This is a genomic window from Novosphingobium sp. KN65.2, assembly GCF_001368935.1.
Taxonomy (GTDB): domain Bacteria; phylum Pseudomonadota; class Alphaproteobacteria; order Sphingomonadales; family Sphingomonadaceae; genus Novosphingobium; species Novosphingobium mathurense.
This window is the reverse complement of sequence record NZ_CCBH010000193.1, coordinates 39,381-55,461: the sequence shown is the minus strand read 5'-3', so window position 1 is coordinate 55,461 and position 16,081 is coordinate 39,381. Positions and strand designations below refer to the sequence as shown.

13 protein-coding genes are annotated in these 16,081 nt (G+C 63.0%); 10 read left to right on the top strand and 3 right to left on the bottom strand.

Annotation, left to right across the window (positions count from 1 at the left end):
* The 6 genes from SPHV1_RS25535 to SPHV1_RS20585 all read left to right on the top strand — a co-directional run.
* Positions 1-2,844 (top strand): beta strand repeat-containing protein (locus SPHV1_RS25535; protein WP_369817963.1); only part of this gene is annotated, 2,844 nt, incomplete at its 5' end.
* 28 nt (positions 2,845-2,872) lie between these two features.
* Entirely contained in the window at positions 2,873-3,580 is a 708-nt protein-coding gene (locus SPHV1_RS25895; protein WP_054947871.1) for an OmpA family protein, read from the top strand.
* 17 nt (positions 3,581-3,597) lie between these two features.
* On the top strand, positions 3,598-4,995 hold the full coding sequence (locus SPHV1_RS20600) for a TolC family protein (protein ID WP_054947870.1): 1,398 nt from the start codon (positions 3,598-3,600) through the stop codon (positions 4,993-4,995).
* Between the two features lie 73 nt (positions 4,996-5,068).
* On the top strand, positions 5,069-7,201 hold the full coding sequence (locus SPHV1_RS20595; RefSeq protein ID WP_054947869.1) for a type I secretion system permease/ATPase: 2,133 nt from the start codon (positions 5,069-5,071) through the stop codon (positions 7,199-7,201).
* A gap of 56 nt (positions 7,202-7,257) precedes the next feature.
* On the top strand, positions 7,258-8,307 hold the full coding sequence (locus tag SPHV1_RS20590) for a cell wall hydrolase (protein ID WP_231634785.1): 1,050 nt from the start codon (positions 7,258-7,260) through the stop codon (positions 8,305-8,307).
* Complete coding sequence (locus tag SPHV1_RS20585; protein ID WP_231634784.1) at positions 8,304-9,590, top strand: HlyD family type I secretion periplasmic adaptor subunit; 1,287 nt, start codon at positions 8,304-8,306, stop codon at positions 9,588-9,590. Before SPHV1_RS20590 ends, SPHV1_RS20585 begins: the two co-directional genes overlap by 4 nt.
* Before the next feature lie 21 nt (positions 9,591-9,611).
* Here the strand turns inward: SPHV1_RS20585 and SPHV1_RS20580 are convergent, their stop codons facing one another.
* The 3 genes from SPHV1_RS20580 to SPHV1_RS20570 all read right to left on the bottom strand — a co-directional run bounded on the left by SPHV1_RS20580 (position 9,612) and on the right by SPHV1_RS20570 (position 12,736).
* Positions 9,612-10,598, bottom strand: a complete 987-nt coding sequence (locus SPHV1_RS20580) for a transglutaminase-like cysteine peptidase (protein ID WP_054947868.1) — start codon at positions 10,596-10,598, stop codon at positions 9,612-9,614.
* A gap of 59 nt (positions 10,599-10,657) precedes the next feature.
* A complete protein-coding gene (locus tag SPHV1_RS20575) occupies positions 10,658-11,821 on the bottom strand; it encodes a glycosyltransferase family 87 protein (protein WP_054947867.1) in 1,164 nt (387 codons plus the stop codon).
* 72 nt (positions 11,822-11,893) lie between these two features.
* Positions 11,894-12,736: a DUF2569 family protein gene (locus tag SPHV1_RS20570; protein WP_054947866.1), complete on the bottom strand. Its 843-nt coding sequence runs from the start codon at positions 12,734-12,736 to the stop codon at positions 11,894-11,896.
* A 442-nt stretch (positions 12,737-13,178) separates the two neighbouring features.
* Between SPHV1_RS20570 and SPHV1_RS24615 the strand changes: the two genes are divergently transcribed.
* From SPHV1_RS24615 to SPHV1_RS20555, 4 genes are all read left to right on the top strand, one after another.
* Positions 13,179-13,367, top strand: coding sequence for a Flp family type IVb pilin (locus tag SPHV1_RS24615; RefSeq protein ID WP_082431087.1), 189 nt, complete (start codon positions 13,179-13,181; stop codon positions 13,365-13,367).
* Between the two features lie 79 nt (positions 13,368-13,446).
* Positions 13,447-14,337, top strand: coding sequence for a Flp pilus assembly protein CpaB (gene cpaB / locus SPHV1_RS20565; protein WP_054947865.1), 891 nt, complete (start codon positions 13,447-13,449; stop codon positions 14,335-14,337).
* A complete protein-coding gene (locus tag SPHV1_RS20560) occupies positions 14,327-15,778 on the top strand; it encodes a type II and III secretion system protein family protein (protein ID WP_197277761.1) in 1,452 nt (483 codons plus the stop codon). The genes cpaB and SPHV1_RS20560 overlap by 11 nt, the downstream gene beginning before the upstream one ends.
* Positions 15,768-16,073 carry a hypothetical protein gene (locus tag SPHV1_RS20555; protein ID WP_054947863.1) on the top strand — a complete coding sequence of 102 codons (306 nt, stop codon included), beginning with the start codon at positions 15,768-15,770 and terminating at the stop codon, positions 16,071-16,073. The genes SPHV1_RS20560 and SPHV1_RS20555 overlap by 11 nt, the downstream gene beginning before the upstream one ends.
* Positions 16,074-16,081: the final 8 nt, after the last annotated feature.

Here is a 16,081-nt window from a genome sequence, read left to right as displayed (position 1 = left end):
ACGACGCTGACGATCAGCCTTACCGATGTTTCGCTGGTCGGCGACGATGAGAGCGTCACGGTTTACGAAAAAGCGCTCGATACCACCCAGACGGGTGCGGACGTTGCGGCGGGTTCGATTACCGGTTCGATGCCCTCGGATACGGGCGAAACTGCGAGCGGCGCCGTCTCCGTGACAGGGGCGAGTGGCTATTCGATCGCCGGCGGTACGGTTAACGGCAACCTGACGACAGTGGTGGGCACTTACGGCACGCTCGTGCTCAACAATAGCACCGGTGCCTTTACCTACACGTTGACTTCGCCGGTTACGACGACGCCGTCAGCCAACGATGGCGTGACGACGGCGCTCGGCGCGGAAAGCTTCACGTACACCGCCAGCGATGCCAACGGGAACACGACGACGGGCACGATCTCGATCGATGTCGTCGACGATACGCCCTATGCCGTTGTGCCCGAGGCGATCCAGGTGACCAACGGCGCGGCGCCGGTCTCGGCACCCGCGGACCTCGACGCCGACATGTCGGTGATAGACAACTACGGAGCCGATGGAGCGGGCACTGTGCGCTTCGCGTCGTCGCTGGACGGAGCGGACAGCGGGCTGACCCACAACTTCGTGACGATCACCTACACGCTGGTCAGCGATACGGTCCTTGAAGCCTATGCCGGTGCGGACAAGATCTTCACCGTCACGCTGGACCCGTCGAGCGCCACGTACACGGTCGACATGGACGGGACGATCGACTCGATCCAGAACATCGACTTCAATGCGGGCGGGTACAATTTCGTTGGCGGCAACAACAGCTGGTCGGGCTTCATCCCCGTGGGTGAGACGGTAGGGGCGCCGATCGACAACAACAGTCAGGACCTGTTGCTGACCCCGTCGATCAATCACACCAATGACGGCACGATCAACTCGACGGCCAATACCGGTGGTGTCGGCGGAGGTGCTTCAGTTGGATCCGGTGAGACTTTCCGTGTCGATTTCGTGACCGATCTGCGCGGGGATCCGGCTGACGGTCAGGGTGACTATGATACGGCGGTGAACCGCGACCACGTGTTCGACGGTCACTATACCGTCAATGGCGCGGTTGCCCTGTTCAAGTCGAGCAGTGGATCGACCGTCAACATCACTGCATTCGATGACCCCGACGGTAATACCGTTGTCGGGGATGGCGTGAAGGACACCATAACGGGTGTCTCGATTGCATATCAGGGTGTCGCTTATGAAGATGCGAGCGGCAATCCGATCATCATCCCGACCTCGACGGCGACAAACTATATCGTCAATGGCCATACCTTCACGGTGACGCTTCTGGCAGATGGTTCGGTCAATGTCGGCGGTGTCGCGGGTGCTTCGGGCGCCAGCCTCTCCGGCACGCAGATCGCGGTCTTCACCGGTGACGGTTTCAACAGCGTTGAATATACCTGGGCCGGTGGCGACACCTTCCAGATCGGAGACTTCGGCGCGAGCACGCTGACGAACGACCCGGTCAACTTCACCATTCCGGTCGAAGTGGTGGACGGCGACGGCGACGTCTCGGCGCAGTCGAACCTCTCGATCACGGCGGTGACGACGACGCCTCCGGTGGCGCTCGACCTCGATGGCGACGGCGTCGAATTCCTCGGGCTCGATGCCGGTGTCACGCATGACTATGGCAGCGGTCTTGTGCAGACCGCCTGGGTCGGCGCCGATGACGGCCTGCTGGCACACGATACCGGTCACGGCCTCGATATCGTCTTCACCGACGATGCAGCGGGAGCGGAGACCGACCTTGAGGGCCTGCGTCTCGCTTATGACAGCAATGGCGACGGCAAGCTGACCGCGACCGATGCAGCCTACGGCGAGTTCGGCGTCTGGCAGGATGCGAACAGCAACGGTGTCGTCGATGCGGGCGAGTTCAAGACGCTCGCGCAGATGGGGATCACCGCGATCGACCTGACCGCAGAGGGCCCGGGATCTTTGGAAGCCAACGGCGATGCCATCGTTCATGCGACCGGTGAGTACACCATGAAGGGTGCTGCTTACGCACTGGCCGACGTCTCGTTCGCCACGGCGAGCGTGGACAGCCAGACCACGGCGCGCACGGCGGAAATGGCGGCGATCACGGCGGCTGCGGCAGGCTTCATGATGTCGGGCGCAGCCCATGCGATGCCGCTATCCCCGATCGCGATCGAGGCGATTGCCGCGGCGATGCAGACCTTCGAGACGCATCTGCCCGAAGTGACGGTTGCGGTGCCGGAACATGCCTCGGCGACGCCGCCGGTGTCGTTCCTGCATGACGATCGGCAAGTGCACCAGGACAGCGAACCGGCAAGCCATCCGGCGCAGCATGCGGCAGAGCAGGGCGCGGGACACGGTCTTGGCGAGGCGGTCCAGCATCAGGACGTTGCGACGCAGCCTCTTGGCGGGGGCGAGCAGGGCCATGCACAGGCGAGCCCGGCACCGACCCTGTTCGGCGGCGGCGACTCCGGCTTGATGCAGGCGCTGTTGCTGGCCGCACAGGGCAAGCAGGCCGCAGGCTCGGATGGGCAAGGCAACGGGCAGGGCAACGGGCATGGGGGCGAACACGGCCCCGTGGATCTACCTGCCGTGCAGGAAGCGATTGCTGAAAGCGCCGGGCACCATGCTGTGGACTCGCTGATCGATCACTTCGCCGGGCACTTGGGCGCGCATGGCGCTCCCGCCGGTGGCGAGGCGATGGGGGCTGAAGCTCTGGATCACGCGCTTGGCACCATGCTCGCCGGGGGCGGCCTTGAGGGTCTGCACGCTGCGGGTCTGGCCGGTGGATTTGAGATGGCTGCGATGGCCGCAGCCATGGAAGCACATTCGACGACGGTCGCCTGACGCGACCCGGGATATCGAGGGGATGAAAATGACGGGCAATTGGAAGGGGCCTCTGACGGCATTCGCGCTGGCTGGATGTCTGGTCCCGGTGGCGGCATGGGCACAGGACCAGCAATCGGACCTGATGTCGCTTGGCAAAGGGGAGCTCAGGAACGAGATCCGAACGCGCTACGACGCTGCTCTGGCGCAGACCGGGGACGCGAACGTCGTCGCGGCCGATACGCCGGCATTCATGTGGGCGTCGCAGGCAAAGGCGCAATGCGGCATTGCCCTGGGCTTCCTGAAGAGCGGGACCAAGGACCCCGTCAGCATCGGCAAGTGCGACGATGCCTATCGCCGCATGACGCAGCCGCAGATGGTGTCGCAGGAGACCGTTGCTCCGCCGCCGGTTGCCGCGGCGCCGTGTCTGCCCGGTCCCTACATCGTGTTCTTCGATTGGGACAGCAGCCTGATCTCGCCAGACGCGGCGACGATCCTCGATTCCACTGTCGCATCGACGGCAGGCTGCGGCGGGGCTGCGATCCGGATAGACGGATATACGGATCGTTCGGGAAGTGACCGTTACAACATGGGGCTTTCGACGCGCCGGGCCGATGCCGTGCGCGATTACCTCGTGTCGCATGGCACGACGGCCAGTTTGTCCACGCAGGCGTTCGGCGAAAGCAACCCGCGCGTGCCGACGGCGGATGGGGTTCGCGAACTCCAGAACCGCCGCGTTGAGATTACGGTCGAGTGACCGGGAGAGGTGTGAAGATGTTGTACGGTAGAACCATCGCGGCAGGGATTGCAGTCCTGTTGTCCGGAACGGCTTCGGTGGCGCTGGCGCAGTCGGCCGGCCCGGTCAGCCTGCGCGATGCCATCGTCGTTGCGGTCAATTCGAACCCCGAAGTGGCGCAGGCCCAGTATAATACCGAGGCCATCCAGTTCGAGCGTAAACAGGCGCAGGGCCTTTATGCCCCGCGCGTCGATGTCGAGGCTTCGGCAGGCTGGCGCCACCTCGAGAACAGGACCCGCCGTTCGCTCGGTATTGCCGGGCAGGAGCTCTATCCGCTGAGCGCCGAAGTGCGCGCGGAATGGGTGGCGCTCGACTTCGGTCGCCGTCGCGGAGAACTGCTGCGCCAGGCAGCGCGCGTCGACGGGGCCTCGCTGCGGGTGGTCGAACGTTCGGAATACATCGCCCTTCAGGTCGCGCGTCAGTACCTCGATATCCTCCTCCAGCAGCGCATCGTTGCCGCGAGCGAGGATAACGTGGCGTTTCACCGCTCGCTGGTGAACGATCTGACGACTGGAGTGGAACAGGGATCGATCTCGATCGCCGACCAGCAGCAATCGGAAGAACGACTGCAGGCCGCACTCGTCCGCCAGTCGGAGGCCGAGCAGGACCTGACGGAAGCGAAGATCAAGCTGCGTCGCCTGACCGGTCTCGACATCGACAACGTCTCGATGCCACCCGAACTGGTGGAAGGCTTGCCGGGCACGCTCAGCGAAGCGGTCGGGCTTGCCCGCACCGAAAATCCGCTGGTCAAGGAAGCGGCGGCGGACGTCGATGCCGCCGGCGCGTTGGCAGACAGCGTGCGCGGTGACGGCTTCCCCAAGATCGGCGTGGACCTGAACGGGCGCGCCGGTGAGGACATCGACGGTTTCCGCGGTTCCACCAAGGACGTGCAGGCCCGCGTGTTCCTGCGCTGGAACGTCTTCGACGGCGGCATCAACCGCGCGAACTACCAGGAGATGGTGCGCCGCGCGAGCGAAGCGCGTTACCGGCTCTACCAGGTCACCCGCGAAGCCGAAGAGGACGTCCAGACCGCCTGGACCACCCTGCAGACGCAAGGGCGCATCGGTGAACAGCTGGGCAACCAGAGCCGCGTGTCGGACGACCTGCTGCTGTCCTACCGCAGTCAGTTCAATGTCGGCCGCCGGTCACTGCTCGACGTGCTCGATGCGCAGAACACGCGCTACAACGTGCAGGTGCGGCTCGAAACCGCGCGCTTCTCGGAAATGTTCGCCCGTTATCAGGTGCTGGCCGCGACCAATCGCTTCCTCACCACGATCAACGTGCCCGCAGGTGCCGGCGCCGGGATGAACGAGCGGGACCGCTTCCACTACGGCCCGCCCAACCCGGCCGAGACCCAGTACCGGACCTATCCCTGATCGCCCGCATGGCAGCGTGGCGATCGACGGCAAGGGCTAACGGGGCCGGTTGCCGCTCCTCTGGAAGAGCGTAATGTTCGAACGAACGGAAACGAAACGCGGCGAGGAAGACCTCCTCGTCGCGTGCATTGCCCGCATGGCGGAAAAGGCCGGGGTGTCCTGCGCACCGGTCATGTTCTCGTCGCTGGCGCGCAATGCGCAAGGGTACCTGCCGCGCCATCAGGCCGAAGCCGCGCTGGAACTGCTCGGCCTCAACTGCGATGCCTCGCGCCGGACCAGGCTGCCGACCAAGCCGGAGTTCTACCCGGCCATCGTCTCGCTCGAGGAAGGCCAGGTCGCCGTCGTTCACGAGGTGAAGGACGGCGATGCGCTGGTCTGGCGTCCGGAAACGCGCAGCGAAGGCTGGGAGCCGATTGCGGCCCTTGCCGAACGCTACGATGGCTGGATGGCCACCGTCTTCGGCGATTCCTCGACCGCGCGGGAGGCCGGGGCACCGTGGCAGGAGCGGGCCAAAAGCCACTGGTTCTGGAGCGAGCTCTACAAGCTGCGGGGCCAGTTCTGGCCGGTGATGGTGGCCTCCGTCATCGTCAACGTCCTGGCGCTGTCCTACCCGCTGTTCTCGATGAACGTGTACGACCGCGTCATTCCCAACCGCGCGCAGGCGACCCTGTGGGTGCTGGCGGCAGGCGTGCTGATCGCCTTTGCCATGGATTTCATGATCCGACGTGCGCGCACCCGCGTTCTCGATCAGATCGGGCGCGATCTCGACCTCAAGCTGTCGCAGAAGATCTACTCCAAGGTGCTGTCTTCGCCGCTTGCCGGACGCAAGGGGCACACCGGCAACCTCGTGGCGCGCGTTTCGGAATTCTCGCTGGTGCGCGATTTCTACGCATCGACCACCATCGTGCTCGTCGCCGACATGGCCTTCCTTGTCCTGTTTCTTGCGGTGATCGCCTATATCGCGGGCTGGCTGGCGATGGTCCCGCTGATCGGTGCGGCATGCATGGCGATCTTCGGCCTGCGGCTGCAGCGCAAGGTCAGCAGCGCGGCGCTCGATGCGCAAGTCGACAACGGGTTGCAGCAGACGCTGCTGGTGGAATCGATCTCCGGCATCGAAACGCTCAAGAGCCTGTCGGGCGAGGGTGCGATGCTCGGCCGCTGGCGCCAGCTGGCCGAAGCCGGAGCCCATTCGCAGCGCCGCCTGCGCGACGTGAGTTCGGCGGCGATCTCGCTGGCCTCGACGTTCCAGCAGGTCACCAGCATCAGCCTTGTCATTGGCGGCTATTACCTGTTCGACGCGGGCAAGATCACGATGGGCTCGATCATCGCCATCGTCATGCTATCGACCCGCTCGCTGTCTCCTGCCGCGCAGCTCGCCTTTCTGCTCACCCGCAGCCAGCAGGCGCGCAAGGTGCTGGATTCGCTGCAGCAGGTCTGGCTCGAAGAGGACGAGCGCACCATGGGCAGCGCTTCGCTGACCCCCGAAGTGCGCAGCGCCAATATCCGGACAGAGGATCTTGAATTCACCTATCCGCAGGCATCGGTGCCATCGCTCGCCGGGATCAACCTGACGATCAACGAAGGCGACCGCATCGCCATCATCGGCAAGGTCGCTTCGGGCAAGTCGACCCTCGGCCGGGTGATCTGCGGTCTCTACCAGCCCACAGCCGGCTCCATGCTGGTCGACGGGATCGACAGCCGCCAGTACCGCCCGCAGGACCTGCGCAACGCCTATCGCTTCGTCGGTCAGGACGCGGTGCTGTTCAGTGGCTCGATCAAGGACAACCTCGCGATCGGCGCGGGCATCGTGCACGACGAGGACCTCCTGCGTGCCTTGCGGCAGGTCGGCGCGGACGAATTCCTCTCGCGCGATGCCAGCGGTTTCGATCGCCCGGTCGGCGAATCCGGGGTGCAGCTTTCCGGAGGGCAGCGGGCGTTCCTGTCGCTGGCCCGGGCCATGGTGAAGCCCTCGCGCCTGTTGTTCCTCGACGAGCCCACCGGGGCCATGGACAGCCAGACCGAGCAACTATTCGTCGAACGGCTGTCCCAATCCATGTCAGCTTCGCAGACACTTGTTGTCGCGACCCACAGACCGGCACTTTTCTCGGTCTGCAACCGCCTGATCGTGCTGGACAGGGGTCGGATCGTGGCGGACGGTCCGCGTGACGAGATCATCGCGTCGGCAGGCATGGGAGCCAGAACGTGAGTGCGCTAGCCGCCCCAATCGCACAGCATGCAGCGCATCGGAGATCCGCGCACGGGATGTCCGGGCGCAACCGGCGCGTGGCGTTCGGCGTCATGGGCGGCATGGTCCTGCTCGGCGTCGCCGCCTGCACCCAGGTTCCCGCGCTGCGCAGCGTTTTCGGGTTTGACGCAAGCGAGCCGGTGGCGGTCATCGTACCGCCCGAACAACTGCGCGCCGTGGAAGCGATGACGGTCGACGACAAGTCGCAGATCCTCGTTGAGGGAACCGAAGCCGAAGCGCGCAATGCGGCCATCGCCGTTTCGGATCTGCCGGTGGAGCGTGCAGCGAGTTTCGCTTTTCCCCAAGCCTCGGGCAATGCCTACAGGACGGCGCTGAAGTGCCTGAGCCAGGCCGTCTATTACGAGGCGGCGCGTGAGCCACTGGAGGGCAGGCGGGCCGTGGCACAGGTCGTGCTCAACCGCGTGCGCCACCCGGCCTATCCGAACAGCGTTTGCGGCGTCGTCTACGAAGGTTCGCAGCGCAACACCGGGTGTCAGTTCAGCTTCACCTGCGACGGCGCGCTGCTTCGTGCCCCAATGGCGTCGCTGTGGGCCGAGGCGCAGGACGTCGCGCGCGAGGCGCTGGCCGGACGCGTCGAGGCCAGCGTCGGTACCGCGACGAACTATCACGCCGATTACGTCCTGCCGAAGTGGGCCTTCACCCTCGCCAAGATCGAGAAGATCGGCCGTCACATCTTCTATCGACTGCACGGAAAGTGGGGCCAGCGTGCGCTGTTCACCAGCGCCTACAGCGGCGTCGAACGGATCCCGGTGCTCGATTACGATGGTCTGCGCGCGCGCCTTCTGGCCGCGTCGCAGCAGGGGCACGAACCGGCTCCGGTGCCGGGACTGACCGTGCCGCCGGCCGTGACTGATCGCCACGCCGCAAACGATGTCGGCGGTCGTATCGACACGACCAAGCAATGGCGCCTTTCGATCCCCGATCCGGTTTCGGCCAGCTCGAAATACCAGTCGGCAATCGCTGCCACCACGTCGGTCCAGTCGCAGGCCGTCGAACCGGGAATGGAAACGGCATCCGCGCCGTCAAGGATAGTGCTCGCACGATGAACGCCATGATTTCGTCTTTCAGGGAGCGGATCGGGTATGACGACTGGGATGCCAGCCGCAGGTTGATCGTCCTGTGCGGTGTTGCCCTGCTGGTGTTGTTCGTCTGGGCCGGGCTTGCCCGCGTCGATGAAGTGACCCGCGGCATGGGCAAGGTCGTGCCCTCCAGCAAGGCCCAGCTCGTCCAGGCCGCCAGCCCGGCCACGGTGCTGTCGATCCTCGTGCGGCCCGGCCAGATGGTGAAGAAGGGCCAGTTGCTCGTCCGCCTGGACGATTCCCAGTCCTCCTCCGCACTGGGCCAGCTGCAGGCGGAGAACGAACGCCTCACCGCGCGGGCCGATCGTCTGGAAGGCGAGGGCACCGGCACCGACAGTTCCTGCGGTGAAGGTACGATATGCGCCGAGGAAGCGCGCCTCTCCGAAGTGCGCCGCGCCGCGGCCCAGAGCCGCCAGAACGCTCTCGTCGCGCAAGTCGATCAGCGCCGCCGCGATCTGCAGGAGGGGCAGGCAACCGTCGCCTCGCTACAGAACAGCGCGAAGCTGGCGCAGGATCAGGTTAACATGCTCACCCCGCTTGCGCAGAAGGGCATCGTCCCCAAGACCGAACTGCTGACCGCGCAGCGCGATCTGGTCGATACGCAGGGCCGCTTGTCCGCCGCTCGGCAGGGCGTCGGGCGTGCGCAGGCGGCGATCCGTGAAGCGGAGGCGCAGTTGCGGCAGGCCCGCCTCGATTTCCAGCAGGAAGCGCTCAACGAGCGCAGCGAGATCACCACCAAGATCGCCGTCAACGAAGAGACGATCAAGGGCGCCGAAGCGCGCCTTGAACGCAATGAGCTGCGCGCGCCTGCCACCGGCTACATCAACGATGTTCAGGTCACCACGGTCGGCGGCTTCGTCAATGCGGGCGAAAAGCTCATGCAGATCGTGCCGGTGGGCGAAAAGCTGCTGGTGGAGGCCCGCGTCGACCCCAAGGACATCGCGTTCATCAAGGTGGGCGATCCTGCCAACGTCAAGGTCACGGCCTACGACTTCTCGATCTATGGCGGGTTGACGGGCCGCGTGCGCAACATCAGCGCCGATAGCATCTACGACGATGTCGAGCGCAAGGCGTACTACAGCGTGATGGTCGAGACCGACAAGGCGTTCATCGTCAAGAACGGCACGAAGTTGCCGATCATGCCGGGCATGATCTGCGACGTGGAGATCGTCACGGGCCGCAAGAGCATCCTGACCTACCTGTTCAAGCCGGTTCTGCGCGCCTTCGACGAGGCCCTGACCGAGCGCTGATTTTAACGCGATGCGACCCGTTCAGCGCGCGGCGAGAAGCGTTGGCGCCTGATCCGGTTCGCGCGTATAGCCGTGCAGCCACTTGCCGCCGGCGCTGAACGACATGATCGGCCGGTAGTCGTAGCTCATCGCGCCGTCGAGAAGCTTGTCGGTCGCGTTGTCGAGCAGCCAGTAGCGGCCCTCCAGCCTGACGACGAGCAGGGCATGATCGGCGTTGCGCACGGTATCCCGCGCGATCGTCAGGTACAAGTCGGAACGCGGCACGCCCAGTGCGGCAAGCGCCTGCATCTTGAAGATCGCGATGTCCTCGCAGTCCCCGGCGCCGCGCTTGAGGGTGGCGCTGGCGGTCGCCCAGTAGTCGGGCTTGCCGTAGATGTCGCTGTCCTCGCGGTAGCGGATATGCCGGTTGGACCACGCATTGACCGCTGCAAGCGCGGTTTCGGTTACGCCAGCGCCGGAGCGCGTAGCCATCCCGGCTACGACACGGCTCGACAGCCCGGCGCTACGAACCCGGTCCCACTGCGCATCGAAGTTCGTATGCCGCAGGGGCAGGCGTGCGCTGCCCAGGAAGTTGTCGGGATTGGCCGGCGTATGGCTCGTTGCAGAGTAGATCGCGGGCATCGTGCGCGCCTCAGCCAGTGTCGCACAGCGCCAGCCCCCGGCAGCCGGCGCGATCGGCGCCAGAGCCTGCGACGATTGCCCTTTGCGAGACGATTGCTGCATCGAGATCAGCTCAAGCTTGCTCGGCGCGCCGCCCAGCAGCGCAGCCGCCTTGCTGGCGACAGGTTCCGGCGTCAGAGCGACGTGCCCCGCAGAGGCGGACCCTTCACAAGCGCTGGCAGAAAAGTCCGAACCCGATGGAGTGAGACTAGAAAGGCCCGATATCCCAGCAACGGCCACCAGCGGCAGCCCCAGCACCACCGAGGCCGAAGCCTGCGCCGGAGCGGCAATGGCGAGCTGTAAGCCGAGAACCGGCACACCCGCAGCAACGAGATGGGACCACTTCATACGGCAAAGACTTGCCGCACCGGCATCAATATGCCGTTTATCGCCGTGGTTAGCGGATATTAACGATGATGGGCGTCAGGCTGCGTCTTGGCCGAATTCTTCTCGATGATAATGCAGCGCCAGATCAGTGCGGTAAGCAGTATGCAATAGGCAAAGGTCAGATTGATCCCGAGCGGAAACGTCAACGCACGGCAAGCCAAAGGCGCAAGATAAAGCACTACCAACAGCGGCCGCTTCCATGCTCCGAACAGGCGTTCCCTTGATTGCCTTGCCAGCCAGAGCCAAGGCAGGATGAGGAACGCAAGATCGTAGTTAAAGAGATACGGCGTTACCAGGGCGCTGGCTGCGAAAAGAAAGGCCAGTTTGGCATCGGTAGGGACCTCTATGGACCAAACTCTCCAGGTCAGACACACGAGAACGACACTGGTCATGCCTTGCGCCCAGATCGCGAGATACTCGCTGCCTGTTGCACGCAAGGCCGCATAAACAGTGGTCTGGCGCAAGAAGAATTCCGGTCCGGAATTGGCCATCAATGCGCGGCTTACTTCCCAGCTTTTGGGATAGGCCAGCATTGTTCCGCTGCCGAAGACCACCCACGCCAGCAGCAATAGAATTGTGCTTGAGCACGCCGCACCGGCAATTGCGCGCCAGTTGCGCGATGCCAGGAAGGCTACGGGCATCAGCACCGCAAGGTGCGGCTTGATGATGAGCGTGCCGGTCCAAAGTCCCGCCACGAAAGGCCTGCGCTCAAGATTGGTTGCGAAGGCCGCTTGAATGCCGCTGGTCAGTAAACCAGTCTGCGCATGCCATGCTGAAACCAGGGCGCCGGGGAAAGCTGCTATCGGCCAGGTTAGCTCTCTATCGGCTTTGCGCGTCTGGTAGAGCCAGAACCCGTAAGTGGCGCAGATCCATGCCACCCACGCCTGATTGTAGGCCAGGAAGCCAAGCGGCGCGACGATGAAGAGGAACGGCGGCGGGTTGACGAATGCAAAGACGTCATTCCGCCCGACTGTAGCCTGTATCGCGAAGGTCGATTTGAGATCGTAGACGGTTTCGGCTGCCCCGGTCAGGACCAGTCTCCCGGCCGACCAGAATGCCAGGAAATCGCTGCCGCTTTCGCCATTCGCCTGCATATAGAAATGCAGGAAGCTTGGCAGCGAAGCGATCAACAGGATCGCGGAGTATGCGACGAGCCTCTGGCGATCGATCCAGCCAAGCTGCACGAAGGATAGTTTGCCAGCGAAGGCGCTACGTGGGCTCACCGGAAACCGGACCGCGCGTGGTGAAGAGCCCCGTCAAGCGGCAATGGCGGCAGGCTTTGCGCGTGTGCGATGGCGGAAGGTCACGTTAACCCGTTCCGACAGGATCAGGTAAGGCAGCCAGATCGCCGCGCTGATCAGGACCTTGTCGAGGTCGCCCGAGAGCATTGAATGCAATGCCGTTGCAACCGAAGCAGGTAGGTTGCCGGTTTGCGTGACTTTCTCTGCAATCTGCAACTGCATCATCACGTCGAGAAGCCAGGTGAAAGCAAGCATACGCGGGAAAAGAGGGGCGGTGCGCAGGGCCATGACGAAGCATACTGTGTAGAAGAAGTTCAGGACGACGACATCCATCGTCATCATCGCCAGCATCGTCGTTGCCCAGGCAGGAGCACTTGCGGGCATTGCGGGCATGGCAAGCATGAATTCTGCCGTCCGGAATGGCACGTTGAGCAGCATTCCGGCGATTAGCGACGCCATAAAGCCTGTCGGACCGAACGCCGTGGTCTTCCGTGCCTGAAGACAATCGAGCTGCCGCCACTGGCCGTAGCGACAGAGCCGGAACGAAGGTTGCGATGCCAGGTCGCGGAGCGGGAAACAGGCCGTGGCGATGCGGTAAGCGACTACCGGTGCCATTGTGACAGCGAGGAAGGGGAAGATCATGGCAGCAAGACTTGCGAACTGCGTCTTGTCGTTCGCCGCAATGGCAACTTTGGCCAGGGCGAAAAGCAACATGGTGACTAGCCAGTATGTGATGATCGATTCCATTCGCGAATGGAAGAAGTTCACAACACCGATGCTCCGGTTCTCCAGCCAGGAGAGGAGTGTGCCCTTGTAGTATTCGATCCTGCGACCATCCGTTATCTGCGGCTGCCACATGTTCGGTTTTCCCTTTCCATTCCTCCTTTAACATGGTCGGTCTTGGTTAAGCTCGCGTAAAATTTGGCGAGGGGAATCGGCGGTGAGTCGTTTTCGAATCGGGTTAGGTTGATGCCAAATCCCCACAAGTGCTTGGAAATTAACCAATTATTTCAACGATTAACTTTCGTAAGCTACTGATTTGCAGAGATAAAAAATACACTTAGCTTTTTAATTGACCAACTTGACCTTCGCGATCAATTCTAAGCCTGCCCAGTGAGGGAACCTACGCATAGGAGCCGATGCAAGTCACGGTTCTAAAAGAACAAAGGTCGCGTTGGTTCCAGTGTACTCTCTCACGGACGGTGGGTTAGCCGGAAATAGATGCCGGGGCCCTGAAAACATTAGTCAGGCGGGCAGCCATGGGGCTGGGGGACCGCAAAATGTTGACTAGGAGTGCGCTATGATCAAGTTTATCCGTAATTTCGTTAACGATGAAGCTGGCGCTTCGGCTGCCGAATACGCTCTCATTCTTGCTCTCGTCGGCACCGGCATTGCTGTCGCCGCATTCCAGCTCGGCGGCGCAGTCTCGGGCGCTATGAACAAGGCAACTACCTGCATCAACGCTAGTGGTAATAGTGGTTCTTGCTGATTTGTTAAGGCCCCCCCCCCAAAAAGGGGGGGGGGGGCCATTACTTCATTTCCTGAGGGCAACAAGGGGGGGCGCTCAAATGCAGGGGCGCAATATCATTCTCGTAGGGATTGCTGTTGTTCTGGGCCTAGTCGCCGTGATCTTGGCAAATTCCTATTTTTCGGGTGTCGAACAACGACAGGCAAGGATCGCGCAAGAGCAGAATCTGAGTCAGATCGTGGTAGCAACGAAAGAATTGCCCTTCGGTACCGTTCTGAACGATCAGAACGTCCGGCTTGCAAATTGGCCGTCAAACTCCATTCCTGAGGGTGCCTTTACTTCCATTGCTGACGCAACGGGTAAAGGTAATGCGACCTTGCGTAACATTGTAGCCGGTGAGCCGGTTCTTGCTTCCAAGCTCTCGTCGCGGCCGACCCTTTCGGCCAACCTTCCTACGGGTCAGTATGCTGTTGCCGTTCCGATCAGCGCCGTTGCCGCCGCGGGCGGCTTCATTCGTCCCGGTGACACGGTCGACGTGCTGCTGACGCGCAAGATCCCTGGTGACGGTGCCTCGACCGATGACAAGATGACGGACGTTGTCCTCTCGACAGTCCCTGTCCTCGCCATCGATGTCGATGCGAGCGAAAAGAGCACGGAGCCGACTGCAGCAGGCAAGACCGCCACTCTGCAGGTCGATACGCTCGGCGCGCAGAAGCTGGCGCTGGCGCAGCAGCTTGGCGTGCTCAGCCTTGCTCTACGTAATGCTACGGATCAAACCGTTACCGCGGCATCAACCGTCCTTCCGAACCAGTTGACAGCCCGGAAGATCTACATTGCTTCGCGGGAGAGCCGCGCGCCGTCAGCTCCGGCTGCACCGATCTCACGGTCGGTCATGTCGCCCGCGACGAGCGCGCCGCGCAGGAGCGGACCGATGATGACGATTTTCCGTGGCAGCGAACCCAGCCAGTATGAGGTGCAACGTGGCTACTAATCGCACGACGCGCACGGCGCTTGCCCTTGCCCTGGTGGCCATGTCGGGAGCCGGCCTCGCCGGATCGGCCGACACGGCGCGGGCGCAGGCCCTCACTGCCGGCGGTCTTCATGCCGGCACGCTGGAAGTGCCCTTCAACAAGAGCCAGGTGGTCTCGGCCGACCGCCCGATCGCCAAGGCGATGGTCGGCAGCTCGGACATTGCCGATATTCTTCCCGTCACGGATCGTTCGATCTACGTGCTGGGCAAGAAGATGGGCACGACCAGCCTGACGCTTTACGACAACGCCGGTCGGGTGATCTCGATCATCGACATTGCCGTGGGCCCTGACGTCGAAGCGCTCAGCGACCAGATCAACGAATTGATCCCCGGCAGCAAGATCGATGCACGGATCTCCAACGACTCCGTAGTCCTGACCGGCATGGTCAACAACGCCGGTGCAGCGGATCGCGCAGCCCAGCTCGCGAAAGCTTATGCCGGGGACAAGGTCATCAATCTTGTCACGATGGGCTCCAGCCAGCAGGTCATGCTCGAAGTGCGCTTTGCCGAGGTCAATCGCTCGGCAGGGAAGGACATCGGTGTTAGTGCCTTTGCGAATTCGGACAACGGCAAGTTCCGTTCGGTCACCGGTCTGGGCTCGCAGCTGGTTCCAGACCCGGATACCGGCGAAGGTATCTTGCAGCTTTCCGCCATCACCGATGCCTTCGGCATATTCCGGCAGCGGTTCTCGATCGGTAAGCTCAACATCGATGCAACGCTCAATGCGCTGGAATCGCGCGGGATGGCAAAGACATTGGCGCAACCGACGCTGGTCGCGTTGTCCGGTGAGCGAGCCTCGTTCCTTGCCGGTGGCGAATTTCCGGTGCCGGTCGCGCAGCAGAGCAGTTCGGGCGGCGGCAATGGCAATCAGGCGATCACCGTTGAATTCAAACCGTTCGGCGTCAGCCTCGGCTTTACGCCTACGGTGCTTGGGGACAAGACGATCAGCATGATCGTTGAGCCCGAAGTCAGTGCTCTCGATCCAACGGCTTCGATCACGGTCGGCAATATCGTGATCCCGGGTCTGCGGACCCGTCGGGCCAGCACGACCCTGGAACTGCGCGATGGGGAGAGCTTTGCCATCGCGGGCCTGCTCCAGAAGGATTTCGAAACGACGATTAAGCAGGTTCCGATCCTTGGTTCGCTGCCGATCATCGGCTCGTTGTTCCGTTCGAGCGGCTTCAAGAAGGGCGAGACCGAGCTTTTGATCGTGGTGACGCCAAGGCTCGTCGCGCCGATCAAGCCGAGCCAGGTGCGCCTGCCCACCGATCGCGTGGCCGATCCGGGTGAACTCAACACCTTCCTGCTCGGGCAGCCCTACAGCCCGCAGCCCGTCGCTCCGGCGACGCCGACGGAAGGTCAGTCCGGGACGCAGGACAAGGGGGACGGCTATGAATATTGAGAAATCCCCGCTGCCGGGCCTCGCCGCAGCGCTCGTTCTCGCGGTTGGTCTTTCGGCCTGCGCAACGACTGACACACCGCCGTACATGGGTGGCCCGGATAACTTCGGTGAAGCCAATCGCCAGACGATGATGGCGCAGGTTATCGATCCGGACCCGCATTACGAGACAGCAATCCCCGAATCCTCGGGCGATCACGCCGCCGATGCGGTGGAACGTTATCGCGAGGACAAGGTCAAGAAGCCCGAACGTATGACGACTACCAAGAGTATGTCGTCAGGCGGCGGATCGAACTGACGGGGGAA

What these genes read in the sequence shown, in the direction of transcription:
- SPHV1_RS25895 (WP_054947871.1), top strand. Translation starts at nt 2,873, where the DNA reads ATGACGGGCAATTGGAAGGGGCCTCTGACGGCATTCGCGCTGGCTGGA.
- SPHV1_RS20600 (WP_054947870.1), top strand. Translation starts at nt 3,598, where the DNA reads ATGTTGTACGGTAGAACCATCGCGGCAGGGATTGCAGTCCTGTTGTCC.
- SPHV1_RS20595 (WP_054947869.1), top strand. Translation starts at nt 5,069, where the DNA reads ATGTTCGAACGAACGGAAACGAAACGCGGCGAGGAAGACCTCCTCGTC.
- SPHV1_RS20590 (WP_231634785.1), top strand. Translation starts at nt 7,258, where the DNA reads ATGTCCGGGCGCAACCGGCGCGTGGCGTTCGGCGTCATGGGCGGCATG.
- SPHV1_RS20585 (WP_231634784.1), top strand. Translation starts at nt 8,304, where the DNA reads ATGAACGCCATGATTTCGTCTTTCAGGGAGCGGATCGGGTATGACGAC.
- SPHV1_RS20580 (WP_054947868.1), bottom strand. Translation starts at nt 10,598, where the DNA reads ATGAAGTGGTCCCATCTCGTTGCTGCGGGTGTGCCGGTTCTCGGCTTA.
- SPHV1_RS20570 (WP_054947866.1), bottom strand. Translation starts at nt 12,736, where the DNA reads ATGTGGCAGCCGCAGATAACGGATGGTCGCAGGATCGAATACTACAAG.
- SPHV1_RS24615 (WP_082431087.1), top strand. Translation starts at nt 13,179, where the DNA reads ATGATCAAGTTTATCCGTAATTTCGTTAACGATGAAGCTGGCGCTTCG.
- cpaB (WP_054947865.1), top strand. Translation starts at nt 13,447, where the DNA reads ATGCAGGGGCGCAATATCATTCTCGTAGGGATTGCTGTTGTTCTGGGC.
- SPHV1_RS20555 (WP_054947863.1), top strand. Translation starts at nt 15,768, where the DNA reads ATGAATATTGAGAAATCCCCGCTGCCGGGCCTCGCCGCAGCGCTCGTT.